A 21,116-nucleotide genomic window follows, 5' to 3' on the forward strand; every position below is an offset into this window, starting at 1 on the left:
GCGCGCGCTAATGCGGCATCTCAGTCGCGGGGGCCGGTCCCCGGCCCGTGCATCTACCGTGGAAACCGCCGGAAATACGCGGCGCGAATGGGGGAAAAGCGATGGAAAAACCCGTGGGCATCATCATGGGCAGCCAGTCCGACTGGTCGACCATGCGCGAGGCGGCGGCCATTCTGGACGAGCTGGGCATCGCTTACGAAAAGAAAATCGTCAGCGCCCATCGCACCCCTGACCGGCTGTGGGATTACGGCAAGAGCGCCGTGGACCGCGGGCTGAAGGTGATCATCGCGGGTGCGGGCGGGGCGGCGCATCTGCCCGGCATGATGGCGTCCAAGACCCGCGTGCCGGTGATCGGCGTGCCGATCCAGACCCGCGCGCTGAACGGGGTCGATTCGCTCTATTCCATCCTGCAGATGCCCAAGGGCTTTCCGGTCGCGACCATGGCCATCGGCGCGGCGGGTGCTGCCAATGCCGGGCTGATGGCGGCGGCGATCCTGGCCATCACCGACCCCGTGCTGGCCGTGCGCCTTGACGCCTGGCGCGACGCCCTGTCCGCATCCATCGCCGAGGAGCCGCAAGATGAATGAACCCCAAAATCTCGCGCCCCTGAAAGCCGGTGCCGTGATCGGCATTCTGGGCGGTGGCCAGCTGGGCCGGATGCTGTCGGTCGCGGCCAGCCGGCTTGGCTATCGCAGCCATATCTATGAACCAGGCGCGGCCCCCGCTGGCGATGTCGCCCATCGCGTCACCAACGCCCCTTATGAGGATCAGGCCGCGCTGCGCGCATTCGCCGAATCCGTCGATGTCGTGACCTATGAATTCGAAAACGTCCCGACCCATGCGCTTGACCTGATCGAAAGCCTGCGCCCGATCCGCCCGAACCGCCGCACTCTGGCGGTGTCGCAGGACAGGTTGACGGAAAAGGATTTCCTGACCGGGATCGGCCTGACCACCGCGCCCTATCGCAATGTCGAAACCGAATCCGATCTGGCGGGCGCGATTGCCGGGATCGGCGCCCCCGCGATCCTCAAGACCCGGCGTCTGGGCTATGACGGCAAGGGGCAGGTGCGCATCACCGATGCCGCCAGCGCCGAATGGACCGGCGCGCCTTCCGTGCTGGAGGGTTTCGTGGATTTTTCGGCCGAAATCAGCGTGATCGTGGCGCGGGGGGCGGATGGTCAGGTTGCGGCCTATGATCCGGGCCTGAACGTCCACCAGCAGGGGATCCTGCGCACGACGACCGTGCCTTGCGGCCTGTCCGGGGCGCTGCTGACCGATGCGGTGCTGCTGGCCGCGAAAATCGTCAATGCGCTGGATTACATCGGCGTCATGGGGGTCGAACTGTTCGTGACGCCCGCCGGGCTGGTCGTCAATGAAATCGCCCCGCGCGTGCATAATTCCGGCCATTGGACGCAGGCGGGTTGCGTGGTCGACCAGTTTGAACAGCATATCCGCGCGGTTGCGGGGCTGCCGCTTGGCGATGGTCAGCGTTATGCCGATGTCGAAATGCAGAACCTGATCGGCGACGATATCGACCGCTTCCCCGAACTGCTGGCGCAGCCGCGCACCCAGATCCATCTGTATGGCAAGGGCGACGCCCGCCCCGGCCGCAAGATGGGCCACGTCAACCGGGTGCTTTAGGCCAGCGCCGATTTCAGCCGGTCGAATTCGGCGCTGCTTCCGGGCAGGCCAAGGCGCAGCCAGCGCGGGTTATAGGGAAAGACCCGTCCCCAGATCCCGCCCCGCGCCAGCCGGTCGCGCAGACCCGCCGCGTCGCGCGTGTCATACAACCGGAACAGATGGGTGCCGCCGACCAGTTCGCAGCCTTCGTCCAGCATGATCTGGTCCAGATGCAGCGCGGCCTCGGCCAGCCAGGTGTTGGCGTGGCGCGACCAGTCGTGATCTGCCATGGCCAAGGCGCCAATTTCCAGCGCAGGCCCGCTGACCGCCGAGGGACCGGCGCGTTCGGCCAGCGCGCGGATGATCCCTTCATGCGCGACGGCAAAGCCAAGGCGCAGCCCGGCCAGCCCCCAGTATTTCCCGAATGACCGCAGCACCGTGACATTCGCGGGCGGGGCATCGGCCACCGACAGTTCCGGGCGGGGGTCGGCAAAGCTTTCATCGACGACCAGATGGCCGACATAGGTGGCCAGCTCCGCGATCTCGGACGGCCACAGGGTCCGGCCATCGGGGTTGTTGGGGTTCACGACCACGGCCAGATCGGCGCCATGCAGGGCTTGCAGCGTCACCGGCTCGGTCACCTGCCAGCCCGCCGCGCGCAGGCTGGCGGCATGTTCGTTATAGGTCGGCGACAGCACGGCGGCGCGGCCCGGCTGATGGGGGCGCGGCAGGATCTGCGGCAACAACTGGATCGCGGCGGATGCCCCGGCCAGCGGCAGGACCATCTGCGGCGCACAGCCGAACCAGCCCGCCGCGACATGGCGCAGCCGGTCCACCGCGGCCTGCGTCGGCAGCGCCTGCAGCGCATCCGGCGAGAATCCGGGGACGGGCCAGGGCGCGCGGTTGATGCCCGTCGACAGGTCGATCCAGTCCGCGCCGCCAAAGCGGGCTTTCGCCCGGTCGATATCCCCGCCGTGATCGCGCATTGTCCCCTCCGGTTTTCGCCTTTAGAAGCGTCGGACCGCCCTACGTCAAGAACGGCGCGCAAAACCAGGCTGCAACACAAGAAAGTTGTGGATGAAAAAGAATAAGCGGATGCCGTCACGGAAAATTCGCTTTACACCTCAGGGTATTGGGAACACGATATCTTGTGTGACAAAAAGGCGGAAACCGCCGGTGGTAGTTCAGGCGACCACATATTGAGGCAAGGCATTGAGGCAAGAACAGGCCGGGGTTAACCGGCCAAGCCAAGGAGGGGCGAGATGGCACCGCTCGAGCAGTATATCCACAGCGACGAGATCCATCCGATCGACGTCGCCGAAAACGTGGCGACGCATCACGCATGGGAATTCGACCGTCTGACCGACGACCAGATTTCCATGACGATAGAGGGCCAATGGCGCGCCTATTCGATCACGCTGGCCTGGGCCCCGCGCGAAGAGGTGCTGCGGCTGATCTGCACCTTCGACATGGACCCGCCGTCCGCGCGGCTGCCGGTTCTGTATGAAACCCTGAACCTCGTGAACGACGAGGTCTGGAACGGCGGTTTCACCTATTGGACCGAACAGCGGCTGATGGTCTGGCGCTACGGGCTGATCCTCGGGGGCGAGGCGATGGCCGTGCCCGAACAGATCGACCAGATGATCCGCAGCGCGGTTGATTGCAGCGAAAGGTTCTATCCTTCGTTCCAGATGGTGTGCTGGGGCGACGCGGTGCCTGCGCGGGCGCTGGACATCGCGCTTGGCCAGGCCTACGGACGGGCCTGAGCCATTTAAGGGGGATGCGATGGGGCAGGAACTGGCGGCGCTGAACGAACGTGGCCTTGTGCTGGTCGGCTGTGGTGCGATGGGCTGGGCCTTGTTGCAGGGCTGGCTGAAGGGCGGTTTGGCGCCCGCGTCGGTCGGCGTCATCGACCCCAATCCCCGCGCCGAACTGGCGGCAGCGGGCGTTCGTGTGAATGGCGATCTGCCGACCGATCCGGCGGTTCTGGTCATCGCGGTCAAGCCGCAGATGATGGCCGATGTGCTGCCGACCCTGCAGGCCCATGACCGGGGCGATACGCTGGTCCTGACCGTTGCCGCAGGCGTCACCATCGCCGCCTATGAAGCCGCTTTCCCGAATGCCCCGGTGGTCCGCGCGATGCCGAACACCCCCGCCGCCATCGGTCAGGGGATTTCCGCGATCATCGGCAATGCCAAGGCGGGGCCCGCGCAGGTCGATCTGGCGGCAATGCTGATGGGCGCGGTCGGTCCGGTCGTGCGCCTGACCTCCGAGGATCAGATGGATGCCGTGACCGCGCTGTCCGGTTCCGGTCCCGGCTATGTCTTTTACATGATCGAGGCGATGGCCGCCGCGGGCGAGGCGCAGGGCCTGCCGCGCGACATGGCGCTGGATCTGGCACGCGCGACCGTCGCGGGCGCGGGCGCGCTGGCGATGGCGCGCGACGATCACCCCTCGGTTCTGCGCCGTCAGGTGACATCGCCCGCAGGCACGACCGAGGCCGGGCTGAAACAGTTGATGGACGATCAGTCGGGCCTTGGCCCGCTGATGAACCGCACCGTCGCCGCCGCCGCCGCGCGCGGCAGAGAGTTGGGCAAATGAGCGTCAGCGAACAGATCACCTATGACGATTTCGCCCGCGTCGATATCCGCACCGGCCGCATCACCCGCGTCGAGCCGTTCCCCGAGGCGCGCAAACCGGCGTTTCGCCTGTGGATCGACTTTGGCCCCGAACTGGGCGAACGCAAATCCTCGGCCCAGATCACCCATCACTATGACTCGGAATCGCTGATCGGCCAGCAGGTCGTCGCGGTGGTGAATTTCCCCCCGCGCCAGATCGGCCCCGTCCGGTCCGAGGTGCTGGTGCTGGGCGTTCCCGATGAACAGGGCGAGGTCGTGCTGCTGTCGCCCGACCGCACCGTCCCCCTTGGCGGAAGGATGTTTTGATGAAACTGCTGGTCACACGACGGATGACGCCACGCGCCGAACGCGCCATCTCCAGCCGGTTCGAGGCGGAGTTTCGCGATGAAACCGCCGGCCTGACCCCGGATCAGGCGGCGGCGGCGCTGCGCGAATATGACTATATCATGCCGACGCTTGGCGACCGTTTCACGGCCGAGGCCTTTCAGGGCGCGCCGCTGCGCTGCCGGATGCTGGGCAATTTCGGGGCGGGCTACAATCACATCGACGTTGCGGCGGCCCGGGCGGCGGGCGTCACCGTGTCGAACACGCCGGATGTGGTGACCGACCCGACCGCAGACATTGCGCTGACGCTGATCCTGATGACCGCGCGCCGCGCCAGCCTGGGCGAACGCATCCTGCGCGCGGGCGAATGGCGGGGCTGGCAGCCGACGCAGCTGTTGGGCAGCCATGTCAGCGGCAAGACCGTCGGCATCATCGGCATGGGCCGCATCGGCAAGGCCATCGCGCGGCGCTGTCATTTCGGTTTCGACATGCGGGTGGTGTTCTTCAACCGCTCGCCGGTTTCCGCGCTGGATTTCCCGGCGGAACAGATCGACACGCTGCATGACATGCTGGGGCAAAGCGATTTCGTCGTGGTCGCCGTGCCGGGCGGTGCCGGAACCCGCCACCTGATCGGGGCCGAGGAGCTGAACCGGCTTGGCGCGCAGGGTTTCATCATCAATATCGCGCGGGGCGATGTCATCGACGAAGCCGCGCTGATCGACGCCCTGCGCGACAACCGCATCGCGGGCGCGGGGCTGGATGTCTATGAACGCGAGCCGCTGGTCCCTGACGAACTGACCGCGCTGGACAATGTGACGCTGCTGCCCCATCTGGGCACCGCCACGGAAGAGGCGCGGACCGCCATGGCCATGCGCGCGCTGGACAACCTGATCGCCGTTTCCGAAGGCCGCGCGGCGCCTGACGAAATCGCCTGAGCCCCGCAAGATCACGAAATGACAAAGGGATGCGTCTTTGGCGCATCCCTGACGACCGATTGTTCACAACTGCTGTTTGAACCGTCGACGCGCTCCTGACGGGTCAACCCGCAGGGCCGGGCGTGGGTTGCCATCTCACGCGCAGTTGCGCGGATCATTCGGCGGCAACGGCCATCGTCGGCAGGTCGTCGCCCGCCTTGCGGAAACGATTGGCCGCCTCGCCGGTCAGATGGGTCAGGCGGCCGGCACAGATCGTCGCCTCGATCTGCAATGTGTCGCGGCGGATGACGACCAGATCGGCGCGGCGGCCATAATCCAGCGTGCCGCGATCGGCCAGCCCCGCGATATCGGCGGGGCGCGACGACACGATGCGCCACAGTTTCGGCAGGTCGCGCAACCCCGGCCCGGCCAGCGACATCAGGCGCGGCACGATTGCGCGTTGCAGCCCGCGCGACACCATCGCATCGCAGATCCCGGCGCGCAGCACATCCTCGGCCAGAGGCGAGGCATTGAGGGGCAACAGCACCGGCCCGCCCATGGCGCGGGCGGCGGCGGCGGCGGAATAGACCTCGGGGCAGGCGGCGATGCTGGCGCCCAGCATCGAATAGGTTTCGCGCACATCGCCGCCGCTGTCGTCAAGGCTGGCATAGATCGCGCCGACCTCGTCCAGCGTTTCGGCGATGCGGCACAGGTGGCGCGGGACTTCGCGCTGGCGTTCGCGTTCCTGCCGGATCGAGGCGGCCAGCGCATCCGCGCCCAGACCGAACAGCCGCGCCTGCCGGACAAAGCCGTCCGGGTCGCGGTTCAGCAGTTCGAACAGGCGCTCATTGCGGTTTTCCAGATAGACGATGCCGGGCTGAAAGCGGCGGATCGTGTCCAGCAATTCGGCCTGATTGTCGATGCGCGACACCTCGATCCGCATGGCGGGGCGCAGGTCGGTCGCGCCATTGTTGCGCGCCAGCGCCGACAGCAGCAGGCAGGCGATGGCTGGATCGCCAAAGCCGCGCGCCCATGACCAGGGCGCGACCATCCAGGCGGTGGTGACGCCCGAGGCCGCCGCGCGCGATTGCGCCAGCTTGATGCGGACCGAAGGCGAAATCCCTTCGGGGCCGGGGGCAAAGGGGATTTCGGCCATCAGGTCGATGATGCCGGGCAGGATCAGATAGCCCGACAGGTCGATGGCGGGCAGCGGCCCCTTGCTGATGCGCCCCCGCACGATCGCAACCGAGCGCTGGCGCAATTCGTTGTCGCGCAGGATCGTGGCTCCGGTCAGCCGCAGGGGGGGAAGCTGCCGCATCGGGCCGACTCTTTCCTTGGTTCTTTCAGGGATATTGGCCGCAATCTGTGAAACAAGCGTGACATTACGGGCAAAAGACGCGCCACACCCACCACCCGCTTGACGGGAAAGGGGCGGCATGGGCAGGCTGCGGCTGACCACCGGCGCAGGAGCCTTGCGATGCTGACCGCCTATCTGGCCTCGGACCATGGGCTGAGCCTTTTGCCCGAAGGCGCGAGGTTGCGGACCGCCGCCTGGATCGACGCCTTGCAGCCTTCGCCCGATGACATCGCCGCGCTGGCCCGGTTGGGGGTGGATGTGCCGACCCTTGCCGATATGGAGGAGATCGAGGTTTCCAACCGCCTTTATACCGAAAACGGCATGGCCTATATGACCGGCGTCCTGCCGGTGCCGGATGGTGCGGGGCGCGTGAACACCAGCCCCGTCGCCTTTATTCTGGACGAAAACCGGCTGGTCACCGTGCGCCACCATTCCCCCCGCCCGTTCGAGACCTTTCCCGCCCGCGCCGACCGCAGCAGTTGCGGCGCCTCGGACCCCGAACGGATCTTTCTGGGTCTGGTCGAGGAAATCGTCGGGCGACTGGCCGACATGCTGGAAACCGTGGGCGCGATTCTGGATCAGGCCTCGGCCGAGGTGCTGGGACCGGATGAAAGCACCGCCGCCAAGCTGCGCGCCCTGCTGGTCCGCATCGGACAGGCCGCGGAAAAGAACAGCCGTGTCCGCCTGTGCCTGATGACGCTGGAACGGATGCTGGCCTATCACCAGTCGCTGACCCCGAAACATTCGAATGCCGCCCGCCTGCGCGGCACGGTCGAGGCGATCCACCGCGATATCCATGCGCTGGAGGTGCATTCGGATTTCCTGTCTTCGCGCGTCAGCCTGTCGGTCGATGCGACGCTTGGCATGATCAACCTGCAGCAGAACACCACGTCCAAGGCGCTGTCGGTCGTCGCCGCGCTGTTCCTGCCGCCGACGCTGATCGCCAGCACCTATGGGATGAATTTCCAGTCGATGCCGGAACTGACCTCGGCATGGGGCTATCCGGCGGTGCTGGCCTGCATGGTGCTGTCGTCGGTCGTGACCTATCTGCTGTTCAGATGGCGGAACTGGCTGTAAGCGGGAATTCCGCGATCCGGTGAAAGAAGCCGTCCTGATCTTCGCCCGCCAGCGCCATTGCCGCGACGGGCATCGGCCGGGCCAGCAATCCGGGCAACTGCGGGGCCAGCGCCGCGCTGATACGCGTCAGATCGGCGGCGGGCAGGGCGCCGGTCAGCGTCAGGTGGTAGTGAAACAGGTCCAGCACAAAGGGATAGCCCCAATCCCCCAGATGCGCGCGCGCCTGTGGCGGCAGGGCCTCGGGGCGGCGGCGGGCGATGTCGCGGGCGGTCAGCGGCGCGCGAAAACGGTCCAGCCCGCGCACCAGCGCCGATTCCAGCGCGGCCAGTGCCGTTGGCGGCGTCGCGGCGGGGCGCAGCGCCAGAAAGCCCCAGTCCTGCGACAGGTGCAGCGCCATATCGAAGGGCGCATGTCGGCCTGCCAGCACCTGCAATGCGTCGGCCAGATCATCGGGGCCGACCCCTTCGGCCAGGTGAAAGGGCGCTTTCATCGTCGCGTGAAAACCATAGCGGCGGGGCGTTGCGGTCAGGGTCGCCGGATCCAGCCCGGCGATGTCGGGATGGGGCAGGGCGCGCCCGCGCCGGGCATCCCAACCCAGCCATTCGGCCCCCCATCGTCCAAGCGCGCCATCGGGCAGATGATAGATCGCATAGCGGAAAAAATGCATTCTGACCTCTGACTGGGGCGGAATCTGGCCGGTCCCGGCGTTTACGCACTTGTGAGCATGGGGCGACAATCCTATGTCTCGCGCCATCGCCGAACACCAGAGGGACATGATGCGCACAACGCTCAGCTACATGAAATGGCCGTTCATCGTCACGGCCGCCGGACTGGCGCTTGCCGCCTTTATCGGCTGGGAATACACTGGCACGGCTTCGGGTGTCATGTCCTTTTTCCTGATCGCCGCCGTGCTGGCGGTGCTGGAAATCTCGCTCAGCTTCGACAATTCCATCGTCAATGCGCAAAAGCTGAAGACGATGACCCCCGAATGGCAGCACCGCTTTCTGACCTGGGGGATCGTCATTGCCGTGTTCGGCATGCGGGTCGTCTTTCCGCTGCTGATCGTCGTGGTCGCCGCCAGCCTGTCGCCCTGGGATGCGGTGGTTCTGGCCGCGACCCAGCCCGAACGCTATTCGGATATCATTTCCGACGCGCATCTGCCGATTGCGGCCTTTGGCGGGTCGTTCCTGATGCTGGTCGCGCTGCGCTATTTCTTTGATCAGGGCAAGGACGTGGACTGGATCCGCGTCATAGAGGAAGGGTTGCGCAAGGTCGGTTCCGTGCGCGGCACCGAGGTCGGCTTTGTCCTGATCTGCATGCTGATCGTCATCCATTTCCTGCCCGCCGACAAGGAACACACCTTCATCATCGCCGCGATCTGGGGTGTCGTGACCTATCTGCTGGTCGATGCGCTTGGCCATGTGCTGGACAAATGGGGCGGCAAATCCTCGGACGGGGATCTGGCCAAGGCCGGTCTGGGCGGCTTCCTGTATCTGGAGGTTCTGGACGCATCCTTCAGTTTCGACGGCGTGATCGGGGCATTCGCGCTGACGCAGAACCTGTTCCTGATCGCCATCGGTCTGGGCATCGGCGCGATGTATGTGCGTTCGATGACCGTCATGCTGGTCGAGCGCGGCACGCTGGCGCAGTTCCGCTATCTGGAACATGGCGCCTTCTGGTCGATCTTTACCCTGTCGATCATCATGTTCGTGCAGACGCTGTATCACATCCCCGAAGTCATCACCGGCCTGCTGGGCGCGGTGTTCATCGGTGTGGCATTCGCCAATTCGCTGGCTCGGCGCCGCCGCCACCCGGACGAAGACAGCGCCCATCTGCACTAGGGCAAGACCGGCCCCCGGAGTTGAAAAGCCCCGCCTTGGCGGGGCTTTTTGATGTCAGGACAGGGGGCGGGTCAGGGGCCGGGTCGCCTGATCCAGCCAGTCGCGCAGCCCGGCCGGCAGCAGCGGGCCGACCTCGGCCCTGACGCGGGCGTGATAGCTGTCCAGCCAGTCGATTTCATCGCGCGACAGCAGGTCGGTGTCGATCAGCCTTGTGTCGATGGGAACCAGCGTCAGGGTTTCGAACCCCAGCATGTCGCGCCCGTCGGGGCTGTCCGCCCTGCTCACCACGATCAGGTTTTCGATGCGGATGCCGAATGCGCCCTCGCGGTAATAGCCGGGTTCGTTGGACAGGATCATCCCCGGCTCCAGCGGGATTTCCGAGATGCGGGAAATCCGCGCGGGGCCTTCGTGAACGCACAGCGCCGCCCCGACGCCGTGGCCGGTGCCGTGGTCGAAATCCAGCCCCGCCGTCCACAGGGGCGCCTGCGCCACCGGGTCCAGATCGCGGCCCGCGCGCCCGCGCGGAAAGCGCAGGCGGGACAGGTCGATCATGCCTTTCAGGACCAGCGTGTAATAGGTCCTGCGCCCGGCAGGGACCGCGCCGATCGGGATGGTGCGGGTGATGTCGGTGGTGCCGTCGCGGTATTGCCCGCCGGAATCCAGCAACAGCAGATCGCCGTCGCGGATCGGCAGGTTGGTCTGTTCATTCACATGGTAATGGTTGATCGCCGCATTCGGGCCGGTCGAACTGATCGTGTCGAAGCTGATGTCATGCGCGCCCTGCGCCCGGCGCAGGCTTTCCAGTTTGCGCACCACGGCGATTTCATCAAGGCTGCCGATGGGCTGGTCCTCCAGCCATGCCAGCATTTCGACCATGGCGACCGCGTCGCGCAGATGGGCGTCGCGCATGCCCTGGATCTCGGCCTCGGTCTTGATCGCCTTGGGCAGGATGACCGGGTCGCGGGCCTGTATGATCGTGGCCCCGCTGGTCTCGATCAGGCGAAAGATCTGGTCGGGCGCGGTTTCCGGGTCCAGCCGCACCGGCCCCGCGATGGTCGTCAGCGCGGCGGGCAGGGCCTCGGCATGGATGATCGAGACCTCGTTGCTCAGTTTCTCGCGCACCTCGGGGCCGAATTTGCCGGGGTCCGAGAAAAGCTGCACCTGCCCGTGATGATCGACGACGGCAAAGCCCTGCACCACCGGGTTGCGGGGCAGGTCGGCGCCGCGGATGTTCAGCAGCCACGCAATGGAATCGGCCAGCGTCAGCACCGTCGCGGCCTGTCCCGCAGCCGTCAGTTCGGCAGCCAGCGCCGCGCGCTTTTCGGCGGCGGTGCGGCCGGCCAGCGCGTCGTCATGCAGGCGCACGGGGCCGGGCGCGGTCTCGGGGCGGTCGGTCCAGATCGTGTCGACCAGATTGTCGCCGGGGACCAGCGCGATATTCGCCCCTTCCAGCGCCTTTTCCAGTTGCAGGGTTTCGTGGCGCGTGTGCAGCCAGGGGTCATAGGCCACGCGCCCGCCCCAGGGCAGGGCCTGACGCAGCCATGCCGCCAGCGTGGTTTCGGGCCAGTCGACGGGGGTGAAATGGTCCAGCGCGATTTCGGATTTCACCTGCACCCGGTAACGGCCATCGACAAAGACGCCCGCGCGGTCCTGTGTCACCACGGCAAAACCGGCGCTGCCGGAAAAGCCGGTCAGCCAGCGCAGCCGCGCGTCGCGGTCGGTGACATATTCGCCCTGATGGGCATCGGTGCGCGGCACGATGACGGCGTCAAGACCCCGGTCGCGCAGCAGGGCGCGCAGCGCCGCCGAGCGGGGCAGGCCGTCCTGCGGGCGGGTCTGAACGGTGAAGTCCTGAAATGCTGTATCTGCGGCCATGGGGCACCTCCGGCGGGGACTATCTGCCCGCCGGTCGCCCATGTCCAGCCGTCAACCGGCCCGGCGGCCACCAAGGGCGCGGGCGCGTTTTCGCGGGTCGGCGTCAAACAGCGCGGCAAGCTGTTCGGTCATCGCACCGGCCAGTTGATCGACATCGGTGATCGTCACCGCGCGTTCGTAATAGCGCGTCACGTCATGGCCGATGCCGATGGCCAGCAGTTCGACCTGCTTGCGCTTTTCGACCATGGCGATCACGTCGCGCAGATGCTTTTCCAGATAGTTCGCCGGGTTGACCGACAGCGTCGAATCATCGACCGGCGCGCCATCGGAAATCACCATCAGGATCTTGCGCGCCTCGGGGCGCCTGACCATGCGGCGATGCGCCCATTCCAGCGCCTCGCCGTCGATGTTTTCCTTGAGCAGACCTTCCTTCATCATCAGGCCAAGGTTCGGACGCACGCGGCGCCAGGGCGCATCGGCCCCTTTGTAGATGATATGGCGCAGATCGTTCAGACGGCCGGGCGCGGCGGGGCGGCCGTTCGCCAGCCATTTTTCGCGGCTTTGCCCGCCTTTCCAGGCGCGGGTGGTAAAGCCCAGGATCTCGACCTTGACCTGGCTGCGTTCCAGCGTGCGGGCCAGAACATCGGCGCAGATCGCGGCGATGGAAATCGGGCGCCCCCGCATCGACCCGGAATTGTCGATCAGCAGGGTCACGACCGTGTCGCGGAATTCCGTGTCCTTTTCGATCTTGAAGGACAGGGGCGTCGTCAGGTTCGCCACCACGCGCGCCAGACGGCCCGCGTCCAAGACGCCTTCTTCCTTGTCGAATTCCCGTGAACGGTTCTGTTGCGCCAGCAGACGGCGCTGCAGCTTGTTCGCCAGACGGCTGACGGCGCCGCGCAGGGGTTCAAGCTGCTTGTCCAGATAGGCGCGCAGCCGTTCCAGCTCATCGGGGTCGGCCAGATCCTCGGCGCGGGTTTCTTCGTCGAATTCCTGCGTATAGACCTTGTAATCCGCGCTGGCATCGCTGACCGGAGGGGGCAGGTCGTCGGGGGTGTCGGCCTCTGACGCCTCTGCCTCATCGGCCATTTCCTCGTCGGACATGTCGTCCATACTGACCTGCGCCTGACGCTCGTCCTGCTGCTGTTCCTGCGCGCGTTCGGGGCTGGCTTCGGCCTCGTCTTCTTGGGATTGGTCGCGGGACTGGTTGTCGCCTGCCTCTTCGTCCTGTTCGGCACTGTCCTCGGCGTCGTCTTCGGGCTGGTCGGGGTCTTCGCCAAGCTGGTCGCCATAGCCCAGATCGGAAATCACCTGCCGCGAGTGCCGCGCAGAAGCCGCCTGATCGGCGATCAGGTCATTGATGTTTTCCAGCGTGGCGCCCGCCTGTTCCTCGACGAAGGGGCGCCACAGATCGGCGACGTGATGGGCGGCGGCGGGCAGGTTGCGGCCGGTGGCCATTTCGCGGACGATGTAACCGGCGGCGGCGGCCAGCGGCGCCTCGGTCGCGGATTTGATCTGGCCATAGCCCTTGCGCTCAGCATCGGCGTTGATTTTCGCGTCGATGTTGGACAGGGCGCCGGGCATGTCGCGCGCGCCAAGCGCCTCGCAACGCGCGGTTTCCATCGCCTCATACAACTCGCGGGCCATCGGGCCAGCGGGGACGTATTTCGCATGGGTGGGCGCGTCGTGGTGGCGCAGGCGCATCGCCAAGGCATCCGCCGTGCCCCGCGCCAGCAGGATTTCATCGCGCGTCATCCGGCGACTGACCTGAGGCAGCCGCATCGTATCCCCGGCCACCCCCGAAGGGTCGGCCGTAAAGGTCACGTTCAGCTCGCGTTCCTCGGCCAGCGCGCGGGTCGCCTCGGTCAGGGCTTTCTTGAACGGATCGGCGGGGTTGTCGGATTTTTTCATGATGTTTGACCTGTCGCACGAGTTGGCGAGATTTCTACCCGATTGAGCGCCATTTTATTGAATCCTTTTAGGGATTCTGGCCAAGCGACGTTCGCACAGACATTTGGGAACTCGGCAGAGATCTGCATCATTTCCAAGCAGACAATGAACACACGCTGCCGTTTATCCGCCTGAGCTAAGTAAAATGCCACAAGCGGCGCAAGCATGGCCGCCCAAAGGTTTCCGATTGCCATATACAGCAAGACTGCCCCGAAAGCTGCGCCATCCCAACGGGTCCGACGCAATGCCCCCCGGACAGTCAAGGATTCCAATTCATCGACAAGGTGCTGATAGCGCCGCATCAAACCTTCTAGATACCAATCGGGTGGTTCTGTTGGGTTGATGTGCGACATCTTACCCCGCCTTTGCCGCCGCGCTTTCCGGCAGTTCCTCGTCGAACAGGCGCTGATAGAACTCGGCCACGGTCTGGCGTTCCAGCTCGTCGCATTTGTTCAGGAAGGTCAGGCGGAAGGCGTAGCCCACGTTGTCGAAAATCCGCGCGTTCTGCGCCCATGAAATCACCGTCCGGGGCGACATGACCGTGGACAGGTCGCCCTGCATGAAGGCGGTGCGGGTCAGGTCGGCCAGCGCGACCATCTGGCTGATCTGCTTGCGGCCCTTTTCGGTGTTGTAGGTCGGGTTTTTCGCCAGAACGATATTGGTTTCGGCGTCATGCGACAGATAATTCAGCGTGCTGACCAGCGACCAGCGGTCCATCTGGCCCTGGTTGATCTGTTGCGTGCCGTGATACAGGCCCGTCGTGTCGCCCAGACCTACGGTGTTCGCCGTCGCGAACAGGCGGAAATACGGGTTCGGCGTGATGACCTCGTTCTGGTCCAGCAGGGTCAGCTTGCCATCGGCCTCCAGCACGCGCTGGATGACGAACATCACATCCGCCCGGCCCGCGTCATATTCGTCAAAGACGATGGCGGTCGGGTTGCGCAGCGCCCAGGGCAGGATGCCTTCGTGGAAAACGGTGACCTGCTTGCCGTCGACCAGCTTGATCGCATCCTTGCCGATCAGGTCGATGCGGGAAACGTGGCTGTCCAGGTTCACCCGCACGCAGGGCCAGTTCAGCCGCGCCGCGATCTGTTCGATATGGGTCGATTTGCCGGTGCCGTGATAGCCCTGGATCATGACGCGGCGGTTGTAGGCAAAGCCCGCCAAAATCGCCAGCGTCGTGTCGGGGTCGAACTTGTAGGTCGGGTCAAGGTCGGGAACGCGATCGGTTCGTTCGGCGAAACCCTTGACCTTCATGTCGCTGTCAAGGCCAAAGACCTCGCGCAGGTCGATATCCTCGGTCGGTTTCGCGTTCGGATCCAGATTGGCCATGGCCCGCCTCTTTCGTCGGAAATGTTGCTGTTCTCTGTCGCGCATTCTGCCGTGTTGCGCAAGACATCGCGCATTGACCCAGGGTCAGGCCGGGATTGGCGGCGGGGTTCCGGATCGGCAGTTTCCGGCCGATCGCCGCCAGAGTCATGCGCCGCAATCGGGGTGGGCGGCAACCCGGGCGGGTTGTATCCTGTTGATCATGGGCGTGACGATGGCCGGAATTCGGTATCGTATTGCTGAACAGACCGGCACCGGGGGCGAACCCCGTGCCTTGAAAAGGAAACGGGGATGAGTGGACTTCTAGCCTTGCTGGACGATGTGGCGGCGATTTCCAAGGTCGCGGCGGCATCCATCGACGACGTGACCGGACAGGCCGTCAAGGTCAGCGCCAAGGCCGCGGGGGCGGTCATCGACGATGCCGCCGTGACGCCGAAATATGTCCATGGCTTCAAGGCGGAACGCGAGTTGCCCATCGTCTGGAAGATCGCCGTGGGCTCGCTGTTCAACAAGCTGGTCATCCTGCTGCCCGCGGCGCTGCTGCTGTCGGCTTTTGCGCCCTGGCTGATTTCACCCCTGCTGATGCTGGGCGGCAGCTATCTGTGTTTCGAAGGCGCGGAAAAGATCTGGCACGCGCTGCATCCCCAGGAACATGCCGAAAGCCATATCCATCCCGAAGGCGACGGCGCCGCGCTGGAGGAGGCGCGGGTGAAGGGGGCCGTCAAGACCGATTTCATCCTGTCGGCCGAGATCATGACGATTGCGCTGGCCGCGATCCCGGCCGCCGACACGATCTGGATGAAGGCGATGATCCTGATCGTCGTCGCCATCCTGATCACGGCGGCGGTCTATGGTTTCGTCGCGCTGATCGTCAAGGCGGATGATTTCGGCCTGCGGCTGGCACGGCGCGACGGGCCGGTGACCGGGCCGCTCGGGCGCGGCATCGTGCGGGTCATGCCGGGTTTCATGAAGACGCTGACCATCGTCGGCACCGCCGCGATGATCTGGGTCGGTGGCAATATCGTCATCCACGGGCTGCACGAACTGGGCCAGCACCAGCCCTATGAATGGATCAAGCACACGGCCGGGGCGGCTGCCGCCGCCGTGCCGCAGGCCGCCGCTGCGGTCGAATGGTTCGTCACGGCGCTGTTCGATGGGATCTTTGGCCTGATCTGGGGGCTGATCCTGATCCCGGTCGCGACCCATATCGTGACGCCGCTGTTCGGGCTGTTCACGCGCGAGGGCAAGGCGGGTTGACGTCAGGGTGGCAAGGTGTAGCAACCCTGCCATCACCAGATATCCGGGCCAGACATCAGGGGCCGAATACAGGGGCCGAATACAGGGAGAGTGCCATGACGATACCGGAACATGTGACAGACGAACTTGCCGCGCGTCTTGGCGACCGCTTTTCGGTGGCGCTGGCCGAACGCAACCTGCATGCGCAATCGGAAAGCTTTCATCGCGCCCCGCCCCCCGATGCGGTGGTCTGGCCCGAAACCACGGCCGAGGTCAGCTTTATCCTGTCGCTGTGCAATTCGAACGACATCCCGGTCATCGGCTGGGGCACCGGCACCTCGCTGGAGGCGCAGGCGCTGGCCCCGCAGGGCGGGATCACGCTGGACCTGTCCCGCATGGACCGCGTGGTCGAGTTGCGCCCCGAAGACATGCTGGCCGTCGTCCAGCCCGGCGTCACGCGCGAGGCGCTGAACGCCGATCTGCGCGCCACCGGCCTGTTCTTTCCGGTCGATCCCGGCGCGAATGCCAGTCTGGGCGGCATGGCCTCGACCCGGGCCAGCGGCACGACGGCGGTGCGCTATGGCACGATGCGCGACAATGTCCTGGCGCTGGAGGCCGTGCTGGCCGATGGCCGCGTCATCCGCACCGGCACGCGCGCCGCGAAATCCAGCGCGGGTTATGACCTGACCGGGCTGCTGGTCGGGTCCGAGGGCACGCTGGCGATCATCACCGAACTGACCCTGCGCCTGCACGGCCAGCCCGATGACGTGGCGGCCGCCGTCTGCGCCTTTGATACGCTGGAGGATGCGGTCGAATGTGTCACCGCCACGATCCAGTCGGGCATTCCGATGGCGCGGATCGAATTCATCGACGATGATACCGCGCGGGCCTTTAACCATTACGCGGGCGCGGAGCTGCCCGAAAAGCCGCATCTGCTGATCGAATTCCACGGCTCGGCGGAAAGCGTGCGGGCCGATGCGGCGCGGTTCGGCGATATCGCGGGCGATTTCGGCGGCCACGGCTTTGACTGGGCGACCACGGCCGAGGATCGCACCCGCCTGTGGAAGATGCGGCACGGTGCCTATCCCGCCTGCCTGTCGCTGCGTCCGGGCGCGACGGCGGTCGTGACCGATATCTGCGTGCCGATGTCGGAACTGGCGGCAGCGGTTGCGGCGGCGCGCGACGATATCCGCGCCGAAGGGATGCTGGGCCCGATCCTTGGCCATGTCGGCGACGGCAATTTCCACGCCACCCTGCTGGTCGAATCGGGCAATGACGCCGAAATCGCCAGTGCCAAGCGGATCGCGCACCGCATGGCCGAACGCGCCATTGCCGTCGGCGGCACGATCACCGGCGAACATGGCGTGGGTCTGGGCAAGCGCCCGCTGATGCGCGACCAGCATGGCGACGCGATCGAGGTCATGGCCGCGATCAAATCCGCGCTGGACCCCAATGGCATCATGAATCCGGGCAAGCTGATCCCCGACTGACACGCCAGCCCCGCGCACCCGCGAAAACCGCAGCAATTTGCCACCTGGCCTGACACATTCGTGAGTCACGGCGTCGTGACTTTGTCGCGGCCCTTTGCGATAAGAAACCAAAGCGCCGGGCAAGGGCGCAAAGGGGCAACTGGGGCGGTAAACCGAAAATGAGATATCTCAGCAAGATTGTGGCGGCTGTCATGCTGGTCGCGCTGGCGGCCTGCGGCGGCGCGCCCGCGCCGCGTGGGCCGGCGGTGGTGGCCGGGCAGGGGACCGGCCCAAGGTTTGGCGATTCCGCGCCACATCAATGGGTTGGCGGCCATCCCTATAATCACCCGGTCCATGGTATCGACATTTCGCGCTGGCAAGGCAGCATCAACTGGAACGCGGTCCGCACATCCGGCGTCAGCTTTGTCTTTATCAAGGCGACCGAGGGCGGCGACCATGCCGATCCGAATTTCCGCCGCTATTGGGCGGAAACCGGGCAGGCGCAGATCCCGCGTGGCGCCTATCACTATTTCTACTTCTGCCGTTCGGGCGCGCAGCAAGCGGCATGGTTCATCGCCAATGTCCCGCGCGAACGCGGCGCGCCGCCGCCGGTGCTGGATCTGGAATGGACCGCGTCGAAAACCTGTCCGCGCCGCCCGCCCAGCCACGAGGTCCTGCGCGAGGCCAAGATCTTCAAGGACATCCTGCACCGCCATTACGGCCAGCGTCCGATCATCTACACCACGGTCGATTTCTACCGTGACAACAATCTGGGTTCCTGGCCCGAGGAATTCTGGCTGCGCAGCGTCGCGGGCCATCCGCAATATGTCTATCCGGGCCAGCGCTGGACGTTCTGGCAATATACCGGCACGGGCATCGTTCCGGGCGTTCAGGGGAACGTCGATCTCAACGTCTTTGCCGGGAGCCCGCAGCAATGGCGGCAATGGTTGACCAGACGGATGCAATAAGGCGCTGGCGCCTGAGCATCGAATTCGCGGCGCTGTATCTTGCAGCGCCGCTGCTGATTGCGCTGTTCATGCCCGGTCGCCTGCTGTTTCCGGCGCTTGGCCTGTTGATGGTCGCGGGGCTGATCCTGCTGTGGTTCACCGGCGGTTTCGACTGGCGCAGCCTGATCCGGGGCTGGGGCAATGTGCCCTGGCTGAAGGTGCTGGTCTTTGCCCTGTCCGTCGGTGTGATCGCATGGGTCATCATGCAACTGACCCGCCCCGGTTATATCCGTCCCCTGACCGTCGAAAGGCTGCGCTTTCTGGTGATGGTCTGGACGCTGTATCCGCTGCTGTCGGCGCTGCCGCAGGAACTGATCTTTCGCCCGCTGTTCTTTCACCGCTATGGCAGCCTGTTTCGCGATGAACGCACGGCCCTGCTGGTCAATGCCCTGGTCTTTTCATTCGCCCATCTGATGTATTGGTCATGGGTGGTGGCGGTCATGACCTTTGTGGGCGGCTGGATCTTTGCCCGCGCCTATCTGCGTCAGGGCTTTCCCTCGGCCTGGGTGCTGCATGGCATTGCCGGAAACATGCTGTTCGCGATGGGCATGGGGGCCTATTTTTACTCGGGCAACGTGGTTCGGCCCTTCTGACACGCTTGACTTCCCGGCACTGTCGCGGTTCATGCGGACGCGACACAAGGGGAATGATGATGAGCGCCTATCGCAGCCATACCTGCGGCCAGCTGACCGCCAAGAATGCCGGTGAAACCATCCGCCTTTCGGGCTGGGTCCATCGCGTCAGGGACCACGGCGGGGTGCTGTTCATCGACCTGCGCGACCATTACGGCATCACGCAGGTCATCGCCGACAGCGACAGCCCCGCCTTTGCCGCGCTGGAAAGGCTGCGCGCCGAAACCGTCATCCGCATCGACGGCCGGGTCAAGCTGCGCGACGCCAGCCTGATCAACCCCAAGCTGCCCACCGGCGAGATCGAGGTTTACGCCACCGACACCGAAATCCTTGGCCCTGCGGAGGACCTGCCCCTGCCGGTCTTTGGCGATCAGGACTACCCCGAGGAAACCCGGCTGGCCTATCGTTTCCTCGACCTGCGCCGCGACAGCCTGCACAACAACATCATGCTGCGTTCGCGCGTCATCAAATGGCTGCGGGACGCGATGTGGAATCAGGGTTTCACCGAATTCCAGACGCCGATCATCACGGCGTCCTCGCCCGAAGGCGCGCGCGACTTTCTGGTGCCTTCGCGGCTGCATCCGGGCAAATTCTATGCCCTGCCGCAGGCGCCGCAGCAGTTCAAGCAGCTGATCATGGTCGCCGGTTTCGACCGCTATTTCCAGATCGCGCCCTGTTTTCGCGACGAAGACCCGCGCGCCGACCGCAGCCCCACCGATTTCTACCAGCTTGATCTGGAAATGAGCTTTGTCGAACAGCAGGACGTCTTTGACGCCGTCCAGCCGGTCATTCAGGGGCTGTTCGAGAAATTCGGGGGCGGCCGCCGCGTCGATGCGGAATGGCCGCTGATCCCCTATGCGGAAGCGATGCTGAAATACGGCAGCGACAAGCCCGACCTGCGCAACCCGATCGAAATGCAGGTGGTCAGCGACCACTTCCGCGGTTCCGGCTTTGGCATTTTCGCGAAACTCTTGGAACAGGACGGGACCGAGATCCGCGCCATTCCCGCCCCCACCGGCGGCTCGCGCAAATTCGCCGACCGCATGAACGCCTTTGCCCAACAGCAGGGGCTGCCGGGGATGGGCTATATCTTCTGGCGCAAGGCCGAGGATGGCTCGACCGAGGCCGCCGGTCCCATCGCCAAGGCGCTTGGCCCTGAAAAGACCGAGGCGATCCGCCTGCAACTGGGTCTGGGCGAAGGCGACGCCGCCTTTTTCCTGGGCGGCAAGCCCGAAACCTTCGAAGCCGTGGCCGGTCGCGCCCGCAACGAAATCGGCCGCGCACTGGGTCTGACCGATGAAAACCAGTTCAAATTCGCCTGGATCGTCGATTTCCCGATGTATGAACGCGGCGACGACGGCAAGATCGACTTCAGCCACAACCCGTTTTCCATGCCGCAGGGCGGGCTGGAGGCGCTGAACGGCGATCCGCTGGCGATCAAGGGTTACCAGTATGACCTTGCCTGCAACGGCTATGAACTGATTTCCGGCGCGATACGCAACCATAGCCCTGAAATCATGTTCAAGGCATTCGAACTGGCGGGGTATGGCCATGACGAGGTCGAAAAACGCTTTGGCGGCATGGTCAAGGCCTTCCGCTATGGCGCGCCGCCGCATGGCGGTTGTGCTGCGGGCATCGACCGTATCGTCATGCTGCTGGCCGATGAGCAGAACATCCGCGAGGTCATCATGTTCCCGATGAACCAGCGCGCCGAAGACCTGATGATGGGCGCGCCCTCGGAACCGCTGAACGAACAGCTGCGCGAGTTGCGGCTGCGGGTCTTGCCAAAAGAGTGATCTGACACCGATCCGCTTCCATGCGATAACCTCTCCGGGACGGCAAAGCG

Annotated in this window: 20 protein-coding genes; 13 read left to right on the forward strand and 7 right to left on the reverse strand. The window is 65.2% G+C overall.

The window, feature by feature from the left end:
• Positions 1-101: 101 nt before the first annotated feature.
• Positions 102-587 (forward strand): 5-(carboxyamino)imidazole ribonucleotide mutase, encoded by a 486-nt coding sequence (gene purE, locus PE067_RS15400; protein ID WP_276190586.1) that lies wholly within the window; start codon positions 102-104, stop codon positions 585-587.
• A complete protein-coding gene (locus PE067_RS15405; RefSeq protein WP_276190587.1) occupies positions 580-1,641 on the forward strand; it encodes a 5-(carboxyamino)imidazole ribonucleotide synthase in 1,062 nt (353 codons plus the stop codon). Before purE ends, PE067_RS15405 begins: the two co-directional genes overlap by 8 nt.
• On the opposite strand, the gene cobD is transcribed toward PE067_RS15405, so the two are convergent.
• Complete coding sequence (gene cobD / locus PE067_RS15410; protein WP_276190588.1) at positions 1,638-2,606, reverse strand: threonine-phosphate decarboxylase CobD; 969 nt, start codon at positions 2,604-2,606, stop codon at positions 1,638-1,640. The genes PE067_RS15405 and cobD overlap by 4 nt on opposite strands.
• Before the next feature lie 276 nt (positions 2,607-2,882).
• Between cobD and PE067_RS15415 the strand changes: the two genes are divergently transcribed.
• The 4 genes from PE067_RS15415 to PE067_RS15430 are packed head-to-tail and all read left to right on the forward strand — an operon-like array spanning position 2,883 to position 5,518.
• A complete protein-coding gene (locus tag PE067_RS15415) occupies positions 2,883-3,386 on the forward strand; it encodes a YbjN domain-containing protein (protein ID WP_276190589.1) in 504 nt (167 codons plus the stop codon).
• A 19-nt stretch (positions 3,387-3,405) separates the two neighbouring features.
• Positions 3,406-4,221 carry a pyrroline-5-carboxylate reductase gene (gene proC / locus PE067_RS15420; protein WP_276190590.1) on the forward strand — a complete coding sequence of 272 codons (816 nt, stop codon included), beginning with the start codon at positions 3,406-3,408 and terminating at the stop codon, positions 4,219-4,221.
• The gene (locus PE067_RS15425; RefSeq protein ID WP_276190591.1) at positions 4,218-4,565 is read left to right on the forward strand and encodes a tRNA-binding protein; all 348 of its coding nucleotides are present in this window, start codon (positions 4,218-4,220) and stop codon (positions 4,563-4,565) included. Before proC ends, PE067_RS15425 begins: the two co-directional genes overlap by 4 nt.
• Entirely contained in the window at positions 4,565-5,518 is a 954-nt protein-coding gene (locus tag PE067_RS15430; protein WP_276190592.1) for a D-glycerate dehydrogenase, read from the forward strand. Before PE067_RS15425 ends, PE067_RS15430 begins: the two co-directional genes overlap by 1 nt.
• Positions 5,519-5,672: 154 nt before the next feature.
• Here PE067_RS15430 and PE067_RS15435 read toward each other — a convergent pair whose 3' ends face one another.
• Positions 5,673-6,815 (reverse strand): alkylphosphonate utilization protein, encoded by a 1,143-nt coding sequence (locus tag PE067_RS15435; RefSeq protein WP_276190593.1) that lies wholly within the window; start codon positions 6,813-6,815, stop codon positions 5,673-5,675.
• Positions 6,816-6,974: 159 nt separating this feature from the next.
• Between PE067_RS15435 and PE067_RS15440 the strand changes: the two genes are divergently transcribed.
• Positions 6,975-7,931, forward strand: coding sequence for a magnesium transporter CorA family protein (locus tag PE067_RS15440; RefSeq protein WP_276190594.1), 957 nt, complete (start codon positions 6,975-6,977; stop codon positions 7,929-7,931).
• Here PE067_RS15440 and PE067_RS15445 read toward each other — a convergent pair.
• On the reverse strand, positions 7,909-8,598 hold the full coding sequence (locus PE067_RS15445) for a DUF1045 domain-containing protein (RefSeq protein ID WP_276190595.1): 690 nt from the start codon (positions 8,596-8,598) through the stop codon (positions 7,909-7,911). The two genes, PE067_RS15440 and PE067_RS15445, sit on opposite strands and share 23 nt — an antisense overlap.
• A gap of 109 nt (positions 8,599-8,707) precedes the next feature.
• Here PE067_RS15445 and PE067_RS15450 point away from each other — a divergent pair, with 109 nt between their 5' ends.
• Complete coding sequence (locus tag PE067_RS15450; protein ID WP_276190596.1) at positions 8,708-9,772, forward strand: DUF475 domain-containing protein; 1,065 nt, start codon at positions 8,708-8,710, stop codon at positions 9,770-9,772.
• A 54-nt stretch (positions 9,773-9,826) separates the two neighbouring features.
• On the opposite strand, the gene PE067_RS15455 is transcribed toward PE067_RS15450, so the two are convergent.
• From PE067_RS15455 to cobS, 4 genes are read right to left on the reverse strand one after another with little or no spacing between them, the layout of a single operon-like run.
• Positions 9,827-11,647: an aminopeptidase P family protein gene (locus PE067_RS15455; protein ID WP_276190597.1), complete on the reverse strand. Its 1,821-nt coding sequence runs from the start codon at positions 11,645-11,647 to the stop codon at positions 9,827-9,829.
• Positions 11,648-11,698: 51 nt separating this feature from the next.
• Entirely contained in the window at positions 11,699-13,558 is a 1,860-nt protein-coding gene (cobT, locus tag PE067_RS15460; RefSeq protein WP_276190598.1) for a cobaltochelatase subunit CobT, read from the reverse strand.
• Positions 13,555-13,950 (reverse strand): hypothetical protein, encoded by a 396-nt coding sequence (locus tag PE067_RS15465; RefSeq protein ID WP_276190599.1) that lies wholly within the window; start codon positions 13,948-13,950, stop codon positions 13,555-13,557. The genes cobT and PE067_RS15465 overlap by 4 nt, the downstream gene beginning before the upstream one ends.
• Position 13,951: 1 nt before the next feature.
• The gene (gene cobS, locus PE067_RS15470) at positions 13,952-14,929 is read right to left on the reverse strand and encodes a cobaltochelatase subunit CobS (protein WP_276190600.1); all 978 of its coding nucleotides are present in this window, start codon (positions 14,927-14,929) and stop codon (positions 13,952-13,954) included.
• Positions 14,930-15,217: 288 nt separating this feature from the next.
• Here cobS and PE067_RS15475 point away from each other — a divergent pair, with 288 nt between their 5' ends.
• The 5 genes from PE067_RS15475 to aspS all read left to right on the forward strand — a co-directional run bounded on the left by PE067_RS15475 (position 15,218) and on the right by aspS (position 21,066).
• Complete coding sequence (locus PE067_RS15475; protein WP_276190601.1) at positions 15,218-16,183, forward strand: DUF808 domain-containing protein; 966 nt, start codon at positions 15,218-15,220, stop codon at positions 16,181-16,183.
• A 95-nt stretch (positions 16,184-16,278) separates the two neighbouring features.
• Positions 16,279-17,652, forward strand: coding sequence for an FAD-linked oxidase C-terminal domain-containing protein (locus tag PE067_RS15480; protein WP_276190602.1), 1,374 nt, complete (start codon positions 16,279-16,281; stop codon positions 17,650-17,652).
• 158 nt (positions 17,653-17,810) lie between these two features.
• Positions 17,811-18,599, forward strand: a complete 789-nt coding sequence (locus tag PE067_RS15485; RefSeq protein WP_276190603.1) for a GH25 family lysozyme — start codon at positions 17,811-17,813, stop codon at positions 18,597-18,599.
• Positions 18,575-19,231 carry a CPBP family intramembrane glutamic endopeptidase gene (locus PE067_RS15490; protein WP_276190604.1) on the forward strand — a complete coding sequence of 219 codons (657 nt, stop codon included), beginning with the start codon at positions 18,575-18,577 and terminating at the stop codon, positions 19,229-19,231. The genes PE067_RS15485 and PE067_RS15490 overlap by 25 nt, the downstream gene beginning before the upstream one ends.
• A 59-nt stretch (positions 19,232-19,290) precedes the next feature.
• A complete protein-coding gene (gene aspS, locus PE067_RS15495; protein ID WP_276190605.1) occupies positions 19,291-21,066 on the forward strand; it encodes an aspartate--tRNA ligase in 1,776 nt (591 codons plus the stop codon).
• Positions 21,067-21,116 lie beyond the last annotated feature (50 nt).

Origin of the sequence: Paracoccus sp. DMF-8 (assembly GCF_029309835.1) — a bacterium.
GTDB lineage: Bacteria > Pseudomonadota > Alphaproteobacteria > Rhodobacterales > Rhodobacteraceae > Paracoccus.

What these genes read in the sequence shown, in the direction of transcription:
- PE067_RS15425 (WP_276190591.1), top strand. Translation starts at nt 4,218, where the DNA reads ATGAGCGTCAGCGAACAGATCACCTATGACGATTTCGCCCGCGTCGAT.
- PE067_RS15455 (WP_276190597.1), bottom strand. Translation starts at nt 11,647, where the DNA reads ATGGCCGCAGATACAGCATTTCAGGACTTCACCGTTCAGACCCGCCCG.
- PE067_RS15415 (WP_276190589.1), top strand. Translation starts at nt 2,883, where the DNA reads ATGGCACCGCTCGAGCAGTATATCCACAGCGACGAGATCCATCCGATC.
- purE (WP_276190586.1), top strand. Translation starts at nt 102, where the DNA reads ATGGAAAAACCCGTGGGCATCATCATGGGCAGCCAGTCCGACTGGTCG.
- cobT (WP_276190598.1), bottom strand. Translation starts at nt 13,558, where the DNA reads ATGAAAAAATCCGACAACCCCGCCGATCCGTTCAAGAAAGCCCTGACC.
- cobS (WP_276190600.1), bottom strand. Translation starts at nt 14,929, where the DNA reads ATGGCCAATCTGGATCCGAACGCGAAACCGACCGAGGATATCGACCTG.
- PE067_RS15480 (WP_276190602.1), top strand. Translation starts at nt 16,279, where the DNA reads ATGACGATACCGGAACATGTGACAGACGAACTTGCCGCGCGTCTTGGC.
- PE067_RS15440 (WP_276190594.1), top strand. Translation starts at nt 6,975, where the DNA reads ATGCTGACCGCCTATCTGGCCTCGGACCATGGGCTGAGCCTTTTGCCC.
- PE067_RS15445 (WP_276190595.1), bottom strand. Translation starts at nt 8,598, where the DNA reads ATGCATTTTTTCCGCTATGCGATCTATCATCTGCCCGATGGCGCGCTT.
- cobD (WP_276190588.1), bottom strand. Translation starts at nt 2,606, where the DNA reads ATGCGCGATCACGGCGGGGATATCGACCGGGCGAAAGCCCGCTTTGGC.
- PE067_RS15485 (WP_276190603.1), top strand. Translation starts at nt 17,811, where the DNA reads ATGAGATATCTCAGCAAGATTGTGGCGGCTGTCATGCTGGTCGCGCTG.
- PE067_RS15430 (WP_276190592.1), top strand. Translation starts at nt 4,565, where the DNA reads ATGAAACTGCTGGTCACACGACGGATGACGCCACGCGCCGAACGCGCC.
- PE067_RS15490 (WP_276190604.1), top strand. Translation starts at nt 18,575, where the DNA reads ATGGTTGACCAGACGGATGCAATAAGGCGCTGGCGCCTGAGCATCGAA.
- PE067_RS15435 (WP_276190593.1), bottom strand. Translation starts at nt 6,815, where the DNA reads ATGCGGCAGCTTCCCCCCCTGCGGCTGACCGGAGCCACGATCCTGCGC.
- PE067_RS15475 (WP_276190601.1), top strand. Translation starts at nt 15,218, where the DNA reads ATGAGTGGACTTCTAGCCTTGCTGGACGATGTGGCGGCGATTTCCAAG.
- proC (WP_276190590.1), top strand. Translation starts at nt 3,406, where the DNA reads ATGGGGCAGGAACTGGCGGCGCTGAACGAACGTGGCCTTGTGCTGGTC.
- PE067_RS15405 (WP_276190587.1), top strand. Translation starts at nt 580, where the DNA reads ATGAATGAACCCCAAAATCTCGCGCCCCTGAAAGCCGGTGCCGTGATC.
- PE067_RS15465 (WP_276190599.1), bottom strand. Translation starts at nt 13,950, where the DNA reads ATGTCGCACATCAACCCAACAGAACCACCCGATTGGTATCTAGAAGGT.
- PE067_RS15450 (WP_276190596.1), top strand. Translation starts at nt 8,708, where the DNA reads ATGCGCACAACGCTCAGCTACATGAAATGGCCGTTCATCGTCACGGCC.
- aspS (WP_276190605.1), top strand. Translation starts at nt 19,291, where the DNA reads ATGAGCGCCTATCGCAGCCATACCTGCGGCCAGCTGACCGCCAAGAAT.